The 13,248-nt window shown below is 57.1% G+C and carries 13 protein-coding genes; 10 read left to right on the top strand and 3 right to left on the bottom strand.

From position 1 onward, the window contains the following. Nucleotides 1–35 precede the first annotated feature (35 nt). The 3 genes from FHS21_RS13220 to FHS21_RS13230 all read right to left on the bottom strand — a co-directional run bounded on the left by FHS21_RS13220 (nucleotide 36) and on the right by FHS21_RS13230 (nucleotide 1,407). Entirely contained in the window at nucleotides 36–392 is a 357-nt protein-coding gene (locus FHS21_RS13220; RefSeq protein ID WP_112531933.1) for an SRPBCC family protein, read from the bottom strand. Then, on the bottom strand, nucleotides 389–703 hold the full coding sequence (locus FHS21_RS13225) for an ArsR/SmtB family transcription factor (protein ID WP_112531932.1): 315 nt from the start codon (nucleotides 701–703) through the stop codon (nucleotides 389–391). The genes FHS21_RS13220 and FHS21_RS13225 overlap by 4 nt, the downstream gene beginning before the upstream one ends. Nucleotides 704–774: 71 nt before the next feature. After that, nucleotides 775–1,407 carry a GntR family transcriptional regulator gene (locus tag FHS21_RS13230; RefSeq protein WP_183662185.1) on the bottom strand — a complete coding sequence of 211 codons (633 nt, stop codon included), beginning with the start codon at nucleotides 1,405–1,407 and terminating at the stop codon, nucleotides 775–777. A 164-nt stretch (nucleotides 1,408–1,571) separates the two neighbouring features. Between FHS21_RS13230 and FHS21_RS13235 the strand changes: the two genes are divergently transcribed. The 10 genes from FHS21_RS13235 (at nucleotide 1,572) to FHS21_RS13280 (ending at nucleotide 13,247) form a co-directional block, all read left to right on the top strand. Further along, nucleotides 1,572–2,996, top strand: coding sequence for a M20 family metallopeptidase (locus FHS21_RS13235; RefSeq protein ID WP_183662187.1), 1,425 nt, complete (start codon nucleotides 1,572–1,574; stop codon nucleotides 2,994–2,996). Then, nucleotides 2,989–4,665 (top strand): M28 family metallopeptidase, encoded by a 1,677-nt coding sequence (locus FHS21_RS13240; protein ID WP_183662189.1) that lies wholly within the window; start codon nucleotides 2,989–2,991, stop codon nucleotides 4,663–4,665. The genes FHS21_RS13235 and FHS21_RS13240 overlap by 8 nt, the downstream gene beginning before the upstream one ends. Before the next feature lie 60 nt (nucleotides 4,666–4,725). Continuing rightward, complete coding sequence (locus FHS21_RS13245; protein WP_183662191.1) at nucleotides 4,726–5,577, top strand: transporter substrate-binding domain-containing protein; 852 nt, start codon at nucleotides 4,726–4,728, stop codon at nucleotides 5,575–5,577. Nucleotides 5,578–5,647: 70 nt separating this feature from the next. After that, complete coding sequence (locus FHS21_RS13250; protein ID WP_183662193.1) at nucleotides 5,648–6,367, top strand: ABC transporter permease; 720 nt, start codon at nucleotides 5,648–5,650, stop codon at nucleotides 6,365–6,367. Next, nucleotides 6,367–7,086, top strand: coding sequence for an ABC transporter permease (locus FHS21_RS13255; protein WP_183662195.1), 720 nt, complete (start codon nucleotides 6,367–6,369; stop codon nucleotides 7,084–7,086). The genes FHS21_RS13250 and FHS21_RS13255 overlap by 1 nt, the downstream gene beginning before the upstream one ends. Beyond that, nucleotides 7,083–7,865: an ABC transporter ATP-binding protein gene (locus tag FHS21_RS13260; RefSeq protein WP_112531925.1), complete on the top strand. Its 783-nt coding sequence runs from the start codon at nucleotides 7,083–7,085 to the stop codon at nucleotides 7,863–7,865. Before FHS21_RS13255 ends, FHS21_RS13260 begins: the two co-directional genes overlap by 4 nt. A gap of 39 nt (nucleotides 7,866–7,904) precedes the next feature. Then, a complete protein-coding gene (locus tag FHS21_RS13265; RefSeq protein ID WP_183662197.1) occupies nucleotides 7,905–8,759 on the top strand; it encodes a transporter substrate-binding domain-containing protein in 855 nt (284 codons plus the stop codon). A gap of 166 nt (nucleotides 8,760–8,925) precedes the next feature. Beyond that, nucleotides 8,926–10,017 carry a DUF2218 domain-containing protein gene (locus tag FHS21_RS13270; RefSeq protein WP_312879872.1) on the top strand — a complete coding sequence of 364 codons (1,092 nt, stop codon included), beginning with the start codon at nucleotides 8,926–8,928 and terminating at the stop codon, nucleotides 10,015–10,017. Between the two features lie 18 nt (nucleotides 10,018–10,035). Further along, nucleotides 10,036–10,920 (top strand): helix-turn-helix domain-containing protein, encoded by an 885-nt coding sequence (locus FHS21_RS13275; RefSeq protein ID WP_183662201.1) that lies wholly within the window; start codon nucleotides 10,036–10,038, stop codon nucleotides 10,918–10,920. A gap of 173 nt (nucleotides 10,921–11,093) precedes the next feature. Beyond that, nucleotides 11,094–13,247: a TonB-dependent siderophore receptor gene (locus tag FHS21_RS13280; protein WP_183662203.1), complete on the top strand. Its 2,154-nt coding sequence runs from the start codon at nucleotides 11,094–11,096 to the stop codon at nucleotides 13,245–13,247. The last annotated feature ends 1 nt before the right edge of the window (nucleotide 13,248 follow it).

A 13,248-nucleotide genomic window follows, 5' to 3' on the forward strand; every position in this document is an offset into this window, starting at 1 on the left:
CGACCTCCTTTCAGTGGTGTTCAGAGTGGTACTTTTCAGGCCGCTGCGCGCAGAAGTTTCTGGCTATTGCTGTTGGCTGCGCTCATCGCAAGTTCATGCACAATACTGAAGGTTGTGCCGCCAGTACCATTCGCCCCGATCTGGAATGTAACGACACTAATGGCATCGTTGTCCTTGATTCTATAGCGCACGCGCGTATCAGGATCGGCGGAAATCAGATGGAGTTCGAAGGATGGCTCCAGCGTACTTTTCTCCGGAGCATCGTCCTTGCCCGCGGGTCGCTTCAGCCATTGCGACACATATTCCGGTACGGTTAAAGCTCGCCACACTTTAGATGGAGCAGCCTCCAGTTCATAAGTGAGATTTATGCTCGCATCGGTCTTGCGTGTCATTGATCCATCTCCTTGAGAAGCTGCTTCAGGTCATCCACACGGCTTGGCCAGAACGCATTGTAACGGCTAAGCCATTGATGGATTCGGGCCACGCCATCGGGGTTGATCCGATAGAGGACATTCCTGCCATGTTTCTGTTCCGCGATCAGTCCAGCCGTGCGCAGGACAGCCAGATGCTGCGACATGGCGGGCTGCGACAAGTCAAATCCTTGCCGCAAGTCCGTGGCGTTCATCTCGCCATCGGCCAGCCGTTCGAAGACGGCGCGTCTTGTCGGGTCGGCCAGCGCCTTGAAAAACTCTGTTTCGCTCATGCAAATACATAAGCACATACTTATATGATTTGCAACGGGGACAATATCCAAATGTGACAGATCGCAGGCCGTTACATCTGCTTGATGTGCAATACGGTCACGCGTTTCAGTTCTTCGATATCCTTCGCTGCCAGAGCATCGATCATCTGGTGATGCTCCCGTGACGATTGTTCAATCCGCGCGCGTGTTTTCCACTGTGACACCGGCGCTGACGAGGTCCTTTGGCGGATTTCGGTAACAAGGTTCACCAGTTCGCTGTTGCCGCAGAGCGCAAGCAATTCGCGGTGGAACGCGAGATTGGCTTCGTAAAGCTCGATCATCGTTCCGCTCATAATAAGATCGTCAAAACGGTGTGCAAGGTCGCGGAGCTTTTTCGTAGTCAGTTCCGAGGCATTGGCAACGATCTTGTCCGCGACCGCCGTTTCAAGGATGACACGAATGTCGCTCACTTCCGTTGCCTGGCGGCCATCGGGCTCGAACACGTGGTAGCCGCGATTGGGAACATGTTCGACCAGCCGTCTTTGTACCAGCCTGTCGAGCGCGCGCCGCACTTCCGGTCTGCTGCTTTGGTAGCGCTGTTCGAGATCGATCTGTTTCAGCCACACGCCCGGAGCGAGCACGCCAGCAAGAATATCGTGCAGGATCAAATCGGTAACATCGACGACCTTGAGCTGTGACTTTGTTTTCGCTTTCGCTTCACTCATTCGCCTTCCCCGTATTCCATCGAAATGCATATTTCTTTAGGGCCGTGGTCCCTTACGAGATGTACGCCAGACAAATAATTTTACCCAGAGGTTGCGTAAAAAATATTTGCGTCTAAATTGGTGCCAATTTTGGTTACTATCATAAAACAGCCAATTGGGAAATCATGAGAAATTCGGGAGAGGTCTGGGAAATCGTTGAAGCCAAGCGCGATGCGTTCTTTGAATTGAGCGATCGCGTATGGGAGACGCCAGAGACGAATTACGAAGAATACCGCTCGTCGGAAGAGCACGCCCACCTGCTCGAAAAGGAAGGGTTTCGCGTCACCCGCGGTATTGCCAATCTGCCCACGGCAGTCATGGGCGAAGCGGGAGAAGGCGGACCAATCATCGCCATTCTCGGCGAATTCGACGCGCTCCCCGGCCTCAGCCAGGTTGCAGGACTGGCCGAAGAGCGGCCAATGGTCGAAGGCGGAAATGGCCATGGCTGTGGTCACAACCTTCTCGGGTCGGGATCGATGCTGGCGGCAGCTGCGGTCAAGGACTATCTGGTGAAAAACGGACTGAAGGGGCGCGTACGTTACTACGGCTGTCCCGCTGAAGAGGGCGGTTCGTCCAAGGGCTTTATGGTGCGTGCCGGCGTATTCGACGACGTCGACATTGCCATTTCCTGGCATCCGGCAGCTTTCGCCGGCGTGAACAATCCGATCTCGCTTGCCTGCAACGAAATCAATTTCCATTTCAGCGGCCGTGCGTCGCACGCCTCGGCAACGCCGCATCTGGGCCGCAGCGCCCTGGATGCTGTCGAATTGATGAATGTCGGCGTGAACTACATGCGCGAGCATATGCCATCGAGCGCACGTATCCACTATGCCGTCACCGACGCAGGTGGTTCTGCTCCGAATGTCGTTCAGGCCCGGGCAACGGTACGCTACCTGGTACGGGCCAGTGACCTGCCCGAACTCAACAGCCTTGTCGCGCGGGTCAAGAAGGTTGCGGATGGCGCGGCTCTAATGACCGAAACCACCGTACGCAGCCGCATTATCAGTGGCGATGCCAATCTTGTCGGCAACACGCCGCTCGAAGCCTTGATGCATTCGCAGCTGGAGCGCCTCGGCCCCCCGGATTTCAATGCGGCCGATCATGAGACTGCGCGGAAATTTCAGGAGACGTTCTCGCAAGAGGACATCGTATCCTCCTACAAGCGGTTTAACGTGACTCCCAAGAAGGGCCAAGCGCTGTGTGACAGCATTTTCCCCCCCGAAAGCGGCGACGGATCGATCGTCGGCTCGACAGATGTGGGGACGGTAAGCTGGGTTGTTCCGACAGTTCAGATGCGCGGGGCGACATATGCTATCGGCACGCCGGGACATTCATGGCAGCTGGTTGCCCAGGGCAAGCTGCCTGCAGCGCACAAGGGCATGGAACATGCTGCGAAAGTGATGGCCGCGACAGCCATCGAGCTGCTTGCCAACCCGAATTTTATCGAAGCCGCCAAAGCCGACCATCGGCAGCGTCTGGACGGCACGCCGTTCATCAATCCCATACCGGATGACGTCGAGCCGCCATTGCCGGAGAACACGGATGTCTGAGACAGGCTTGGAACCGGACACCGACCAGCTGATGGTACATATTCGCGAGTTTTCGCGGAGAGTAAAACTGTCCGGTACGGCTGAAGAACTTGAAAGCTTCCGCTATCTGCAAGCGCAGATCGCGGGGTATGGCTATGATACCCAGCTTGTCCAGCACGATGCCTTTATCAGCTTGCCGGGCAGGGCACGTGTCATTGTGGGTGGCAGGATGCTGCCCTGCATCACCCATTCGATGTCCGTTTCCACGCCCGGCGTTTCGGCTGAACTGCTCTACGTAGGCGAAGGCACGGCGGCGGAGTTCAGCGCTGCGAAAGTTGCCGGGAAAATCGTCCTTGTCGATGGTATAGCGACCGAAGAGGTCGCTGCGCTCGCCAGCGCCGCCGGCGCGATCGGCCAGCTTCATATCAGTCCTAACGAACACCTCTACGAAATGTGTGTGTCGCCTGTGTGGGGCAGCCCCTCACAGCATACACGCCCAAATCTCCCGTCCACGGTCATCTGTTCCGTACCGAATGATGTAGGGGCGGAACTGCGCAGGCGCTGCGAGCTAGGGGAGGCGGTCAATGTCTCCATCCAGACCGAGGTCGATACGGGTTGGCGCAAAACGCCCCTGCTGGTCGCCGAATTGAGTTCCTTAGCCGGCAAAGCAGATGAGCCGTTCGTGCTTTTCTCGGGCCATCACGACACATGGCACTACGGCGTCATGGATAATGGCGGCGCCAATGCGACGATGCTGGAGACTGCGCGCCTGCTTGCCGCTCATCGCGGCGAATGGCGCAGAGGGCTCCGCATCTGCTTCTGGTCGGGCCACTCGCATGGGCGCTATTCAGGTTCGGCATGGTATGCGGATGAGTATTGGAACGAGCTGGAGCAGCGCTGTATCGCCCACATCAATGTGGACTCGACGGGCGGTGAAGGAGCAAGCGTGCTCACCAACTCAGGTGTGGTCGACGAGTTGAAGGCAGTGGCTTTCGATGCAGTCGAGGCCATCAGTGGGCAGAAACATGCCGGGCGTCGCCATGGTCGGGCTGCTGACCAGTCGTTCTGGGGCATTGGCATTCCTTCAATGTTCGGGAGTCTCAGCCATCAGCCGCCGGGACCCGTGAAAATGCTGACGGCGCTCGGCTGGTGGTGGCATACGCCGCATGACACGATCGAGCACATCGATCCGAAGAACCTTGTTCGCGATACAGGGATCGTGCTTCGGGTTCTGCGACAGCTACTGACGTCTCCTATCCTGCCTTATGATTATACGGCTTACGCCAGTGCATTTGCTGACGAAATCGCGCACCTCAAGCAGCAGCTCGGCGACAGGCTGGATATCAGCGCCCTCCAAACTGGTGTGTCAGCTCTCCGGGACAATGCGGCAAGCCTGCTTGCGACGTCGAAGAGCGTTACGGATGCAGAAGCCTCGCGTATCAATGCGGCGCTTGTGCGCGCGTCGCGCCGGCTTGTCCCGCTCAACTATACGACCGGCGAACGCTTCCATCACGATTCAGCGTTGCCGCATCCCGCCTGGCCATCATTGGAGGGGATAAGGCAACTTGCGCGGCATCCGGAAGGTTCTGCCGAGCTGCCGTTTTATGCGGTGCACGCGCGTCAAACGCGCAATCGCATTTCCCATGCCTTGCGGGAAGCGAATGCGGAACTGGAGGCGGTGCTGATCTGAACGCGGCCTGACAACCGCGAATAAATGAGGCCTTGCAGCCTCCAATAAAGGGGAATGAGCATGAAAAAGAAATTGCTGTTGGCTATCATAGCCGCTGCTTTGTCATTCACGGGTACGGCGGCAAACGCCAAGGACTGGACCCATGTCAAAGTCGGGATCGAAGGTGCCTTTCCGCCCTGGAACATGATTGACTCCGGGGGTAAATTGTCGGGCTTCGATGTCGACCTGATCCAGGACCTGTGCACGCGCGCCAAGGTCGAATGTGAACTCATCACCGGCGAATGGACAAGCCTTATCCCCAGTCTGAACGCCGGGAAGTTCGATCTCGTCATGACGCTCGGCATCAACGAAAAGCGCAAGCAGGTCGTCGACTTCACGGTTCCCTATGCGAGCGGCGTTGCCAGTTTCCTCACTCTTAAAGATGGAACGGTTGCCGCACTCCCCATGACGGGCGAGCGCCTTAATCTTAACGATCATGCCAAGGCCGATCCTGTGATGGCCGAGATTGGCAAGGAGCTCAAGGGCAAGTCTGTCGGCGTTGTCGGCTCGACGAGCCAGGAACAACTTATTCAATCCTATTTTGGCAATGCAGTTACAGTCCGCACCTATAAGAGTTCACCCGAACGCGATTTCGACCTGAAGGCAGGCCGTATCGATGCGGGTTTCGACAGCGGCGTATACGCAACCTCGATGTTGGCCAAGCCAGGCAATGAGGATCTGCAGATGTCTGGCCCTCTTATCAAAGGCGCGATGCTTGCAACGGAAGTGGCGCTTGGCACGCGCAAGGGTGAGGCCGATCTTCGCGAAAAGTTCGATGCCGCGATCAAATCTGCCGCCGAGGCCGGCGTCATCAAGACGCTTTCGGAAAAGTGGAGCAAGCTCGATCTCACGCCAACATTCAGCGGGAATTGAACGCGCAGTTTCAAGAGTAGGGCACAGATATGCCGTTCAATCGTCTTTATGAAGCCGGATCGTATTGGCCATGAATCAGCCGGGCTTCCTTGACGTCATCAGCTTTGGACCGGGAGGGTGGGGTGCCGCCCTTCTCGCTGGGGCCTGGATGACGATCCTCATCGCTATTTCCGGTTTTCTGATCGGTTCGATCATCGGCACATTCGGCGCTTGGGCAAAGATCTCGGGCGGCCGGACCATACGGGGTATCGCCGACGGATACACCACCGTACTGCGCGGCATTCCCGATCTTCTCGTCATCTATCTGTTCTATTTCGGCGGGAGTGCGGCGGTAACAGCGATTGGGCGTTTTTTCGGCTCGGAGGGGTTTATCGGCTTTCCCGGCTTTCTGGCCGGTGCTTTGGCGGTTGGCATCACGTCGGGCGCCCAGCAGACAGAGGTGTTTCGCGGGGCATTCAAGGCCGTGCACCGAGGTGAGATAGAAGCAGCTATCGCTTGTGGCATGTCGCGCGCGCTGCGGTTCAGGCGAATTATCGCACCATTGACGCTGCGCCATGCGCTGCCGGGGATGGGCAATGTCTGGCAGGTCGTGTTGAAGGAATCAGCTCTGGTTTCGATTACGGGCGTCGCTGAATTGCTGCGTCAGGCCCAGGTCGGGGCCGGATCAACTGGAATGCCTTTCAACTTCTATGTCGTGGCCGGCGCGATTTACCTCATGATCTCGACCATCTCCGGTGCGCTGCTGCAATGGTCCGAGCGCTACTTCTCACGCGGTGTCAGGAGGAACTGATGGATTGGACATTTACGCTTGAAACGTTCATCAGCCTGGTTGCGGCTATTCCACTGACGCTGCAACTTGCTGCCACATCAATCCTGCTCGGTGCTTTTCTCGCCCTCGGTCTGGCCCTGCTTCGGCTTTCCGGGGTCCGCGTTCTCGACTGGTTTGCCCGGTTCTACGTGTTCGTGTTTCGCGGCACGCCGCTGCTGGTGCAAATATTCCTCATCTATTACGGGCTCAGCCAGTTTCCGGCCGTGCGCCATACGATTTTGTGGCCGATATTGCGCGAGCCCTACTGGTGCGCCGTCATTGCATTGACGCTGAACACCGCCGCCTATGCCAGTGAGATCATCCGCGGCGGGCTCTTGTCGGTTCCGCATGGCCAGATAGAAGCCGCCCGTGCGTGCGGCATGCCACGCTTTATGGTTTTCCGGCGGATTGTCCTGCCCCTTGCTCTTCGTCAGGCATTGCCGGGATATGGCAACGAGATGATTTCCATGGTCAAGGCGACATCGCTTGCCTCGATCATTACACTGATGGAAGTCACTGGGGTTGCCGCGAAAATCATCTCGGAAACCTACCGCGCCATCGAGGTCTTCATCGTCGCTGGCGTGATTTACCTGACCATCAATTTCCTGCTCACGCGGCTGGTGCATGTCGTCGAATACATGTTGAGCCCGCATCTTCGCGCGCCGCGACTGCAGACCCCCGTTCAAGGAGAGAGCAAATGAACGCTCAAGCGCCTGCGATCACGCCATTGGCGCTCGACGTCAAGGATCTGCACAAGAGTTTCGGCAATGTCGAAGTCCTGAAAGGGATTTCGCTCGGCGCACGCGAAGGCGAGGTCGTCTCGATCCTCGGGTCTTCAGGTTCCGGCAAGTCGACCCTGCTCCGCTGCATCAACCTTCTCGAAGTGCCCGATTCCGGGGACGTAACAGTCGGCGACGAGACCATCCGCATGCAGCGCACGCGCGATGGGAAAAGCCGGCCGGCAGACCAGGCGCAGGTCGAACGCATTCGCTCACGGCTCGGCATGGTGTTTCAGAGCTTCAACTTATGGTCGCACAAGACCATCCTCGAAAACGTCATTGAAGCACCGATCCACGTGCAAAAGCGCCCGCGCAAGGAGTGCGTGGAAGAGGCTGAAGCCCTTCTTGCGAAAGTCGGCATCGCTGAAAAGCGCGATCAATACCCCTCGCATCTGTCGGGAGGTCAGCAGCAACGCGCTGCAATAGCGCGTGCCCTCGCCATGCGGCCGAAGGTGATGCTCTTCGACGAGCCCACCTCGGCGCTCGATCCGGAGCTTGTCGGCGAGGTGCTGCGCGTCATGCGTGGTCTTGCCGAAGAAGGCCGCACCATGCTGGTGGTAACGCACGAGATGGGCTTTGCCCGCGATGTCTCAAGCCGCGTCGTCTTCCTGCACAAGGGGCTGGTCGAGGAGGACGGCCGGCCGGAACATGTTTTCGTCAACTCGAAATCCGAACGGTTCAAACAGTTTATCAAAGGCTGAATTGATCAGCCTCAATCCAAAAAAGGGGAATACCTGGAAATGAAATATGCAATTCTTACTCTGAAAGCCCTGCTGCTGTCGGCGTTGGTCTTTTCATCGGCCGCCCAGGCAGAAGGCAAGAAATGGACACAGATTACCATCGCCACGGAAGGCGCATTCAAGCCCTATAACTTTACCAAGCCCGACGGAACGCTCGACGGTTACGAGATCGAGCTTTCGAAATATCTTTGCGATCACATGAAAGTCGAGTGCAAGATTGTCGTCCAGGACTTCGACGGGATGATCCCGGCGCTCAATGCCGGTAAGTTCGATGCCATCATGTCAGGCATGTCGGCGACTGCGAAACGCGAGCAGATCATCGACTTCAGCCAGTCCTATGGTTCCACCGGCCAAGCTTTTGCAACGTTGAAATCAAGCCCTTTGGCAGGCATGGAATTCAAGGGCGAAGTCTTCTCGCTGGCATCCAATGAGGCGGGCGCCATCAGCGCTTTGGAGGAGCTTAAGCCACTCTTGCAAGGCAAGACCATCGGCGTCCAGACCGCCTCGACAGGTGCGACCTTCGTCGAGAAATACTTGAAGGACGTCGTCGAGGTTCGCGAGTACAAGACCACCGAGCAGCACGATCTTGATCTCGCCGCAGGCCGCGTCGATCTCGTCATGGCGTCGATGGCCTATCTCACCACATCAGCCGCCAAGCCGGGCAATGAGGAGATGACGGTGGCTGGCCCGCGCTTTCAGGGCGGGTTCCTGGGTAAAGGCAGCTCTGTCGGCCTGCGCAAGAACGAACCGGAACTGAAAGCGATGTTCGACAAGGCAATCGATGCAGCCAAGGCCGATGGCACGATTAAAACATTGTCGCAGAAGTGGTTTGGCTTCGACGTTACGCCCCTCTGATCGATTGATAATGCCGGGCATTCAGTATTTGTGCCCGGCCCTTCGAGGAGGCGAGAAACCATCGCCGTTATAAACATGACTTGATTTATCATATTATTGCGATTAAGCACCCGTTATCGCACCTTGGTGCAGTTTCTACACGGGGTTTGAGATGCCGGAAATCCGCTTGAGTGCGACCGCGCGTGTGATTGTGTCAACACCGGATCACTATCTCAGACGGCTCACGGATTACTTCTCCGAGCATGGCGATGTGTCGCTTGCCGCGCGCAAGGGGCGTATCGCTCTTCCGTTCGGCACGGCCACTATCGAAGCAGATGATGACAGCCTGTCGCTCCGGACCGAGGGTGAGGACGAAACCGGCCTTGCCTATATGAAATACGCCATCGCCAATCAGATGCTGGAGCTGGCGAATGAGGAAAAGCCCAGGATCGTCTGGACGGGCGACTGTGCAGCGGGCGGGCAGCCGCCATTTTTCCGGGAAATGCGCTTTGTCAGCGCCAGGAATATATCGCCGCATATGCGCCGTGTGGCACTTCAGGGAGAGAGGCTGGCGCGTTTTGCGCATGGAGGACTGCATGTCCATTTGCTGTTTCCGCCAAAGGGCGTAGACCGGCCACAATGGCCGGTGACGGGAGAAGACGGACGCCCGGTCTGGCCGGAGGGCGAGCACAAGCTGGTCTCCCGCATCTATACGATCCGCAACATCGACGCGGACGCGGGCAAGGTGGAAATCGACATCGTCATTCACGAGGGGGACGCAACGCCCGGTTCGGATTGGGGCCTGAATGCGCGCGAAGGTGATCTGGTGGGCATGACAGGGCCGGGTGGCGGCGACGTACCTGAGGCCGATTGGTATCTGCTGGCCGGAGATGAAACTGCGCTTCCGGCAATCGGCCGCATCCTGGCACGGCTTCCATCGCTTGCAACTGCGGTCGTGCGTATCGAAGTGGACAATCCGCTCGAAGAGCAGCTTTTGCCATCCGTTGCCAATGTTGATCTTGTCTGGCTGCATCGCAACGGCCGTAAAGCAGGGACGACCACGCTGTTGCAGGATGCTGTCAAAGCGGTGCCGTTCCCGATCGCCGGGAAACGTGTGTTTGCCTGGGCTGGCTGCGAATTTGCCGCATTCAAGGCTATTCGCAGCCATTTGCGCAATGAGCGGAAGCTTGAAAGGGAAAAACACCTGGTTGTGGCGTACTGGCGCCGCGGGTTTGACGGCGATAATGCCCGAAACCAGGAAGAGAAAACGGCTGCATAGCAGCACAAGAGGCAAGGGATGACATTTCATCCACGGATGAAGAGCCGGGTAGAGGGGGTCTCCGTTATCGGGGACCTTCGCTGGCGTTCGTGGCAGGGAGTTGTCGCCGATGTCTGGTCGGTCAATTGCGCTCCGGATGCAACTGGAGAATATGTGTCGGAGGATCCGCGTCTGTTCGTGACGCTCGACAAGTCAGGCGATGGCAGCTTCGGCGTCGGGCTCAACGCCCATGCAAAGGGTTTTATCCGGAGCAGCGTGCCTTACCCAATGAGCTATATTCCTGCCGGCTTGCCGGTATGGGGGCGGGTTCATGACATCCAGTATCTGCGTCATCTCGATGTGCACTTTGATACTACGAGTTTCGAACGCCGCTTCGCCGATGATCGTATCGGTGAAAGATTGAAACTACCCCGTCTGATGTTTTTCGACGAGCATGTGGCAAGGCTCGCCAACCTGATTGCCGATGAATGTCTTAACGATGAACCGCTGCACGAACTCTATGGCGATGGACTGACAACAGCGCTTTTCATCGCGCTCTTTCGCATCCAGCAAGGCAAGAAACGGCAACGCAGCCAGCTTTCGCCGCGGCAGTTGCGGACTGTCACAAGCTATATCGAAGACAATTGCATGCAAAGCATCCGCCTCCATGAACTGGCGGAATTGACAAGCCTGTCGCAATCCTACTTCAGCCACGCCTTCAAGGCCTCGACAGGCATGGCCCCGCATCAATGGCAGATACGCGCCCGTATCAGGAAAGTGCAGAGGTTGCTGGAGAAGCCCGGATCGTCGCTGACACACGTAGCTACCGCCGCGGGTTTTTCGGATCAGGCGCATTTCACACGCGTATTCAAGCGGGTGGTGGGCGTGACGCCGGCCGTCTGGCGGCGGGATCGGCAGTTGTAGCGCCGGACCAGTTCCGACAACCACGAAAACGGCCCAAAAAAGTTCAAAAGACAACAGAAACAATCAATCCCGGAAATTAAAGTTGATATATGTACTCAACTTATATTTGAGCTCTCGGGGAGCGATTGCACGCGCTGCGTTCTGGCTCTGGGACATATGAGTAGGGGATTGTCATGAGTGGTGTCTATCGGTCGGCATTTGGCGCGCTGCTTGGCGGGACGGCGGCGCTTGTATTGCTGACGGCAACCGGCACGCGCGCGCAGGACGCCAATGCCACCATCCAGCTGGACCCGATCGTCATCGAGGGTGGCAATTCAGATGGTTCTGCAACCGGTCCGATCAATGGTTATGTGGCCAAGCGCTCGGCGACCGGCTCCAAGACAAATACCCCCATCGTGGAAATTCCGCAGGCGGTGTCGGTTGTCGGCAGACAGCAGATGGATGACCAGGGCGCGCAAAAGATCGACGAGGCCTTGCGCTATACCTCCGGTGTATTTGCGCAGCCGTTCGGCGTCGATAATGACACGAACTGGATCTACATCCGCGGGTTCGATGCGACGCAGAAGGGGACATATCTTGACGGGTTGCAGAATTTCAGCTTCGGTTTCGGCGGCTTCTTTATCGATACATTCGGCATTGAGCGCATCGATGTTCTGAAGGGACCGGCTGCCGTGCTTTATGGCGGCAGCAATCCTGGAGGCATCGTCAACTACATCAGCAAGCGTCCAACCGGCGAACGTCTGCGCTATGTCGAAACCGGGATCAACAGCTACGGCAACGGCTACCTTGGTTTCGACATCGGTGACAAGGCATCCGACGTGGTCGATTATCGCATCAACGGTAAAATATCCGGCGGTGACAATTACACCGATTTTTCAAAGGATTTCCTTGGTGTCATTTCGCCCAGCATCACCTGGAAGCCGGATGATGCGACGAAGTTCACCATTCTCGCCAACTATACGCATCTGGACCTTACCCATGACGGTGGCAGCTTCCTGCCCTACTATGGAACTGTCGTCGACGCGCCCTTCGGCAAGATCGACCGCAAGGCGAATTTCACGGAACCGTCGATCGACGACTATAACCGCGAGCAAGCCTCCATCGGCTATGAACTGGAACACACTTTCGACAATGACTGGACCGTGCGGCAGAACCTTCGCTATGGCTACAGCGGCGTGCGCGAACACAATCTATATCCATTTGGATACGATGCTTTCTCCGCGCAGCCGATCAACGGCAACTACGATCTCTCGCGCATCAATTTCATGCACGATACGACGGTCAATTCGTTCGTCGTCGACAATCAGCTTGAAGGCCAGGTAACGACTGGTCAGATCGAGCACACACTGCTGTTTGGTGCGGAATACAAGTTCTTCGACATCGATCAGATTCAGGCAACCGGCGCATCAACGCCCATCAGCGCAGTCGACCCGGTTTATGGCGTGCCTCAAGGTCCAATGTTCGCTCCTTACATCGACCAGGTGGTCAAACGTCATCAGATCGGGGTCTACGCGCAGGACCAGCTGCGCTTTGGCGATGGCTGGCTCGTCACGTTGAACGGCCGCTATGATTATGTGACGACGGACGCACAAGGCACGCCGGAATATGAGGGTGATGATGGCCAGGCCAGCGGAAGGGCAGGTATCGCCTATGAATTCGACAATGGGATCACGCCCTATGCGAGCGTCGCGACATTCTTCAGTCCCGAGATCGGTGTCGACAGCAATCTTGCGTTCCTGAAACCCGAAACCGGCCAGCAATACGAAGTCGGCGTCAAATACCAGCCGACGAGCTTCGACGGTCTCATCACGGCGTCGCTGTTCGATCTGACCAAGCAGAACGTGCTGACGGGACCGTTTGGCGCGCAATTCCAGGTCGGCGAGGTCAATTCCCGTGGCTTTGAAATCGAGGCACAGGCGAACATCACTGAAGCTTGGAGGCTGACGGCCGCCTTTACAGCCCTCGACCTGAAAGTGAAGGAAGACGCCGACGAGGCACTGATCGGCAAGCAGCCCTATTTGATCCCCGAAGTACAGGCCTCGCTCTTTACCCAGTACACTTTTCTCGATGGTGCGCTTGAAGGCCTCGCACTTGGTGGCGGTGTACGTTACGTCGGGTCTAGCTATGCCGACCAGTTAAACACGTTGAAGGTCCCCGATGTGGCATTGGTGGATCTGAAACTCGGCTACAAGAAGAACAACTGGGGCGTTGATCTGAACGTCACCAACCTGTTCGACAAGGATTATGTATCGGGTTGTCAGGGTGTCTACGTTTGTTCCTATGGCGAAGGACGCAAGGCGTTGCTGAAAGCCCATCTGACCTGGTAGC

Origin of the sequence: Phyllobacterium trifolii (genome assembly GCF_014192095.1) — a bacterium.
Taxonomy (GTDB): Bacteria; Pseudomonadota; Alphaproteobacteria; order Rhizobiales; family Rhizobiaceae; genus Phyllobacterium; species Phyllobacterium trifolii.

What these genes read in the sequence shown, in the direction of transcription:
- FHS21_RS13260 (WP_112531925.1), top strand. Translation starts at nt 7,083, where the DNA reads ATGAACGCTCAAGCGCCTGCGATCACGCCATTGGCGCTCGACGTCAAG.
- FHS21_RS13230 (WP_183662185.1), bottom strand. Translation starts at nt 1,407, where the DNA reads ATGAGTGAAGCGAAAGCGAAAACAAAGTCACAGCTCAAGGTCGTCGAT.
- FHS21_RS13250 (WP_183662193.1), top strand. Translation starts at nt 5,648, where the DNA reads ATGAATCAGCCGGGCTTCCTTGACGTCATCAGCTTTGGACCGGGAGGG.
- FHS21_RS13245 (WP_183662191.1), top strand. Translation starts at nt 4,726, where the DNA reads ATGAAAAAGAAATTGCTGTTGGCTATCATAGCCGCTGCTTTGTCATTC.
- FHS21_RS13280 (WP_183662203.1), top strand. Translation starts at nt 11,094, where the DNA reads ATGAGTGGTGTCTATCGGTCGGCATTTGGCGCGCTGCTTGGCGGGACG.
- FHS21_RS13255 (WP_183662195.1), top strand. Translation starts at nt 6,367, where the DNA reads ATGGATTGGACATTTACGCTTGAAACGTTCATCAGCCTGGTTGCGGCT.
- FHS21_RS13265 (WP_183662197.1), top strand. Translation starts at nt 7,905, where the DNA reads ATGAAATATGCAATTCTTACTCTGAAAGCCCTGCTGCTGTCGGCGTTG.
- FHS21_RS13220 (WP_112531933.1), bottom strand. Translation starts at nt 392, where the DNA reads ATGACACGCAAGACCGATGCGAGCATAAATCTCACTTATGAACTGGAG.
- FHS21_RS13240 (WP_183662189.1), top strand. Translation starts at nt 2,989, where the DNA reads ATGTCTGAGACAGGCTTGGAACCGGACACCGACCAGCTGATGGTACAT.
- FHS21_RS13235 (WP_183662187.1), top strand. Translation starts at nt 1,572, where the DNA reads ATGAGAAATTCGGGAGAGGTCTGGGAAATCGTTGAAGCCAAGCGCGAT.
- FHS21_RS13225 (WP_112531932.1), bottom strand. Translation starts at nt 703, where the DNA reads ATGAGCGAAACAGAGTTTTTCAAGGCGCTGGCCGACCCGACAAGACGC.
- FHS21_RS13275 (WP_183662201.1), top strand. Translation starts at nt 10,036, where the DNA reads ATGACATTTCATCCACGGATGAAGAGCCGGGTAGAGGGGGTCTCCGTT.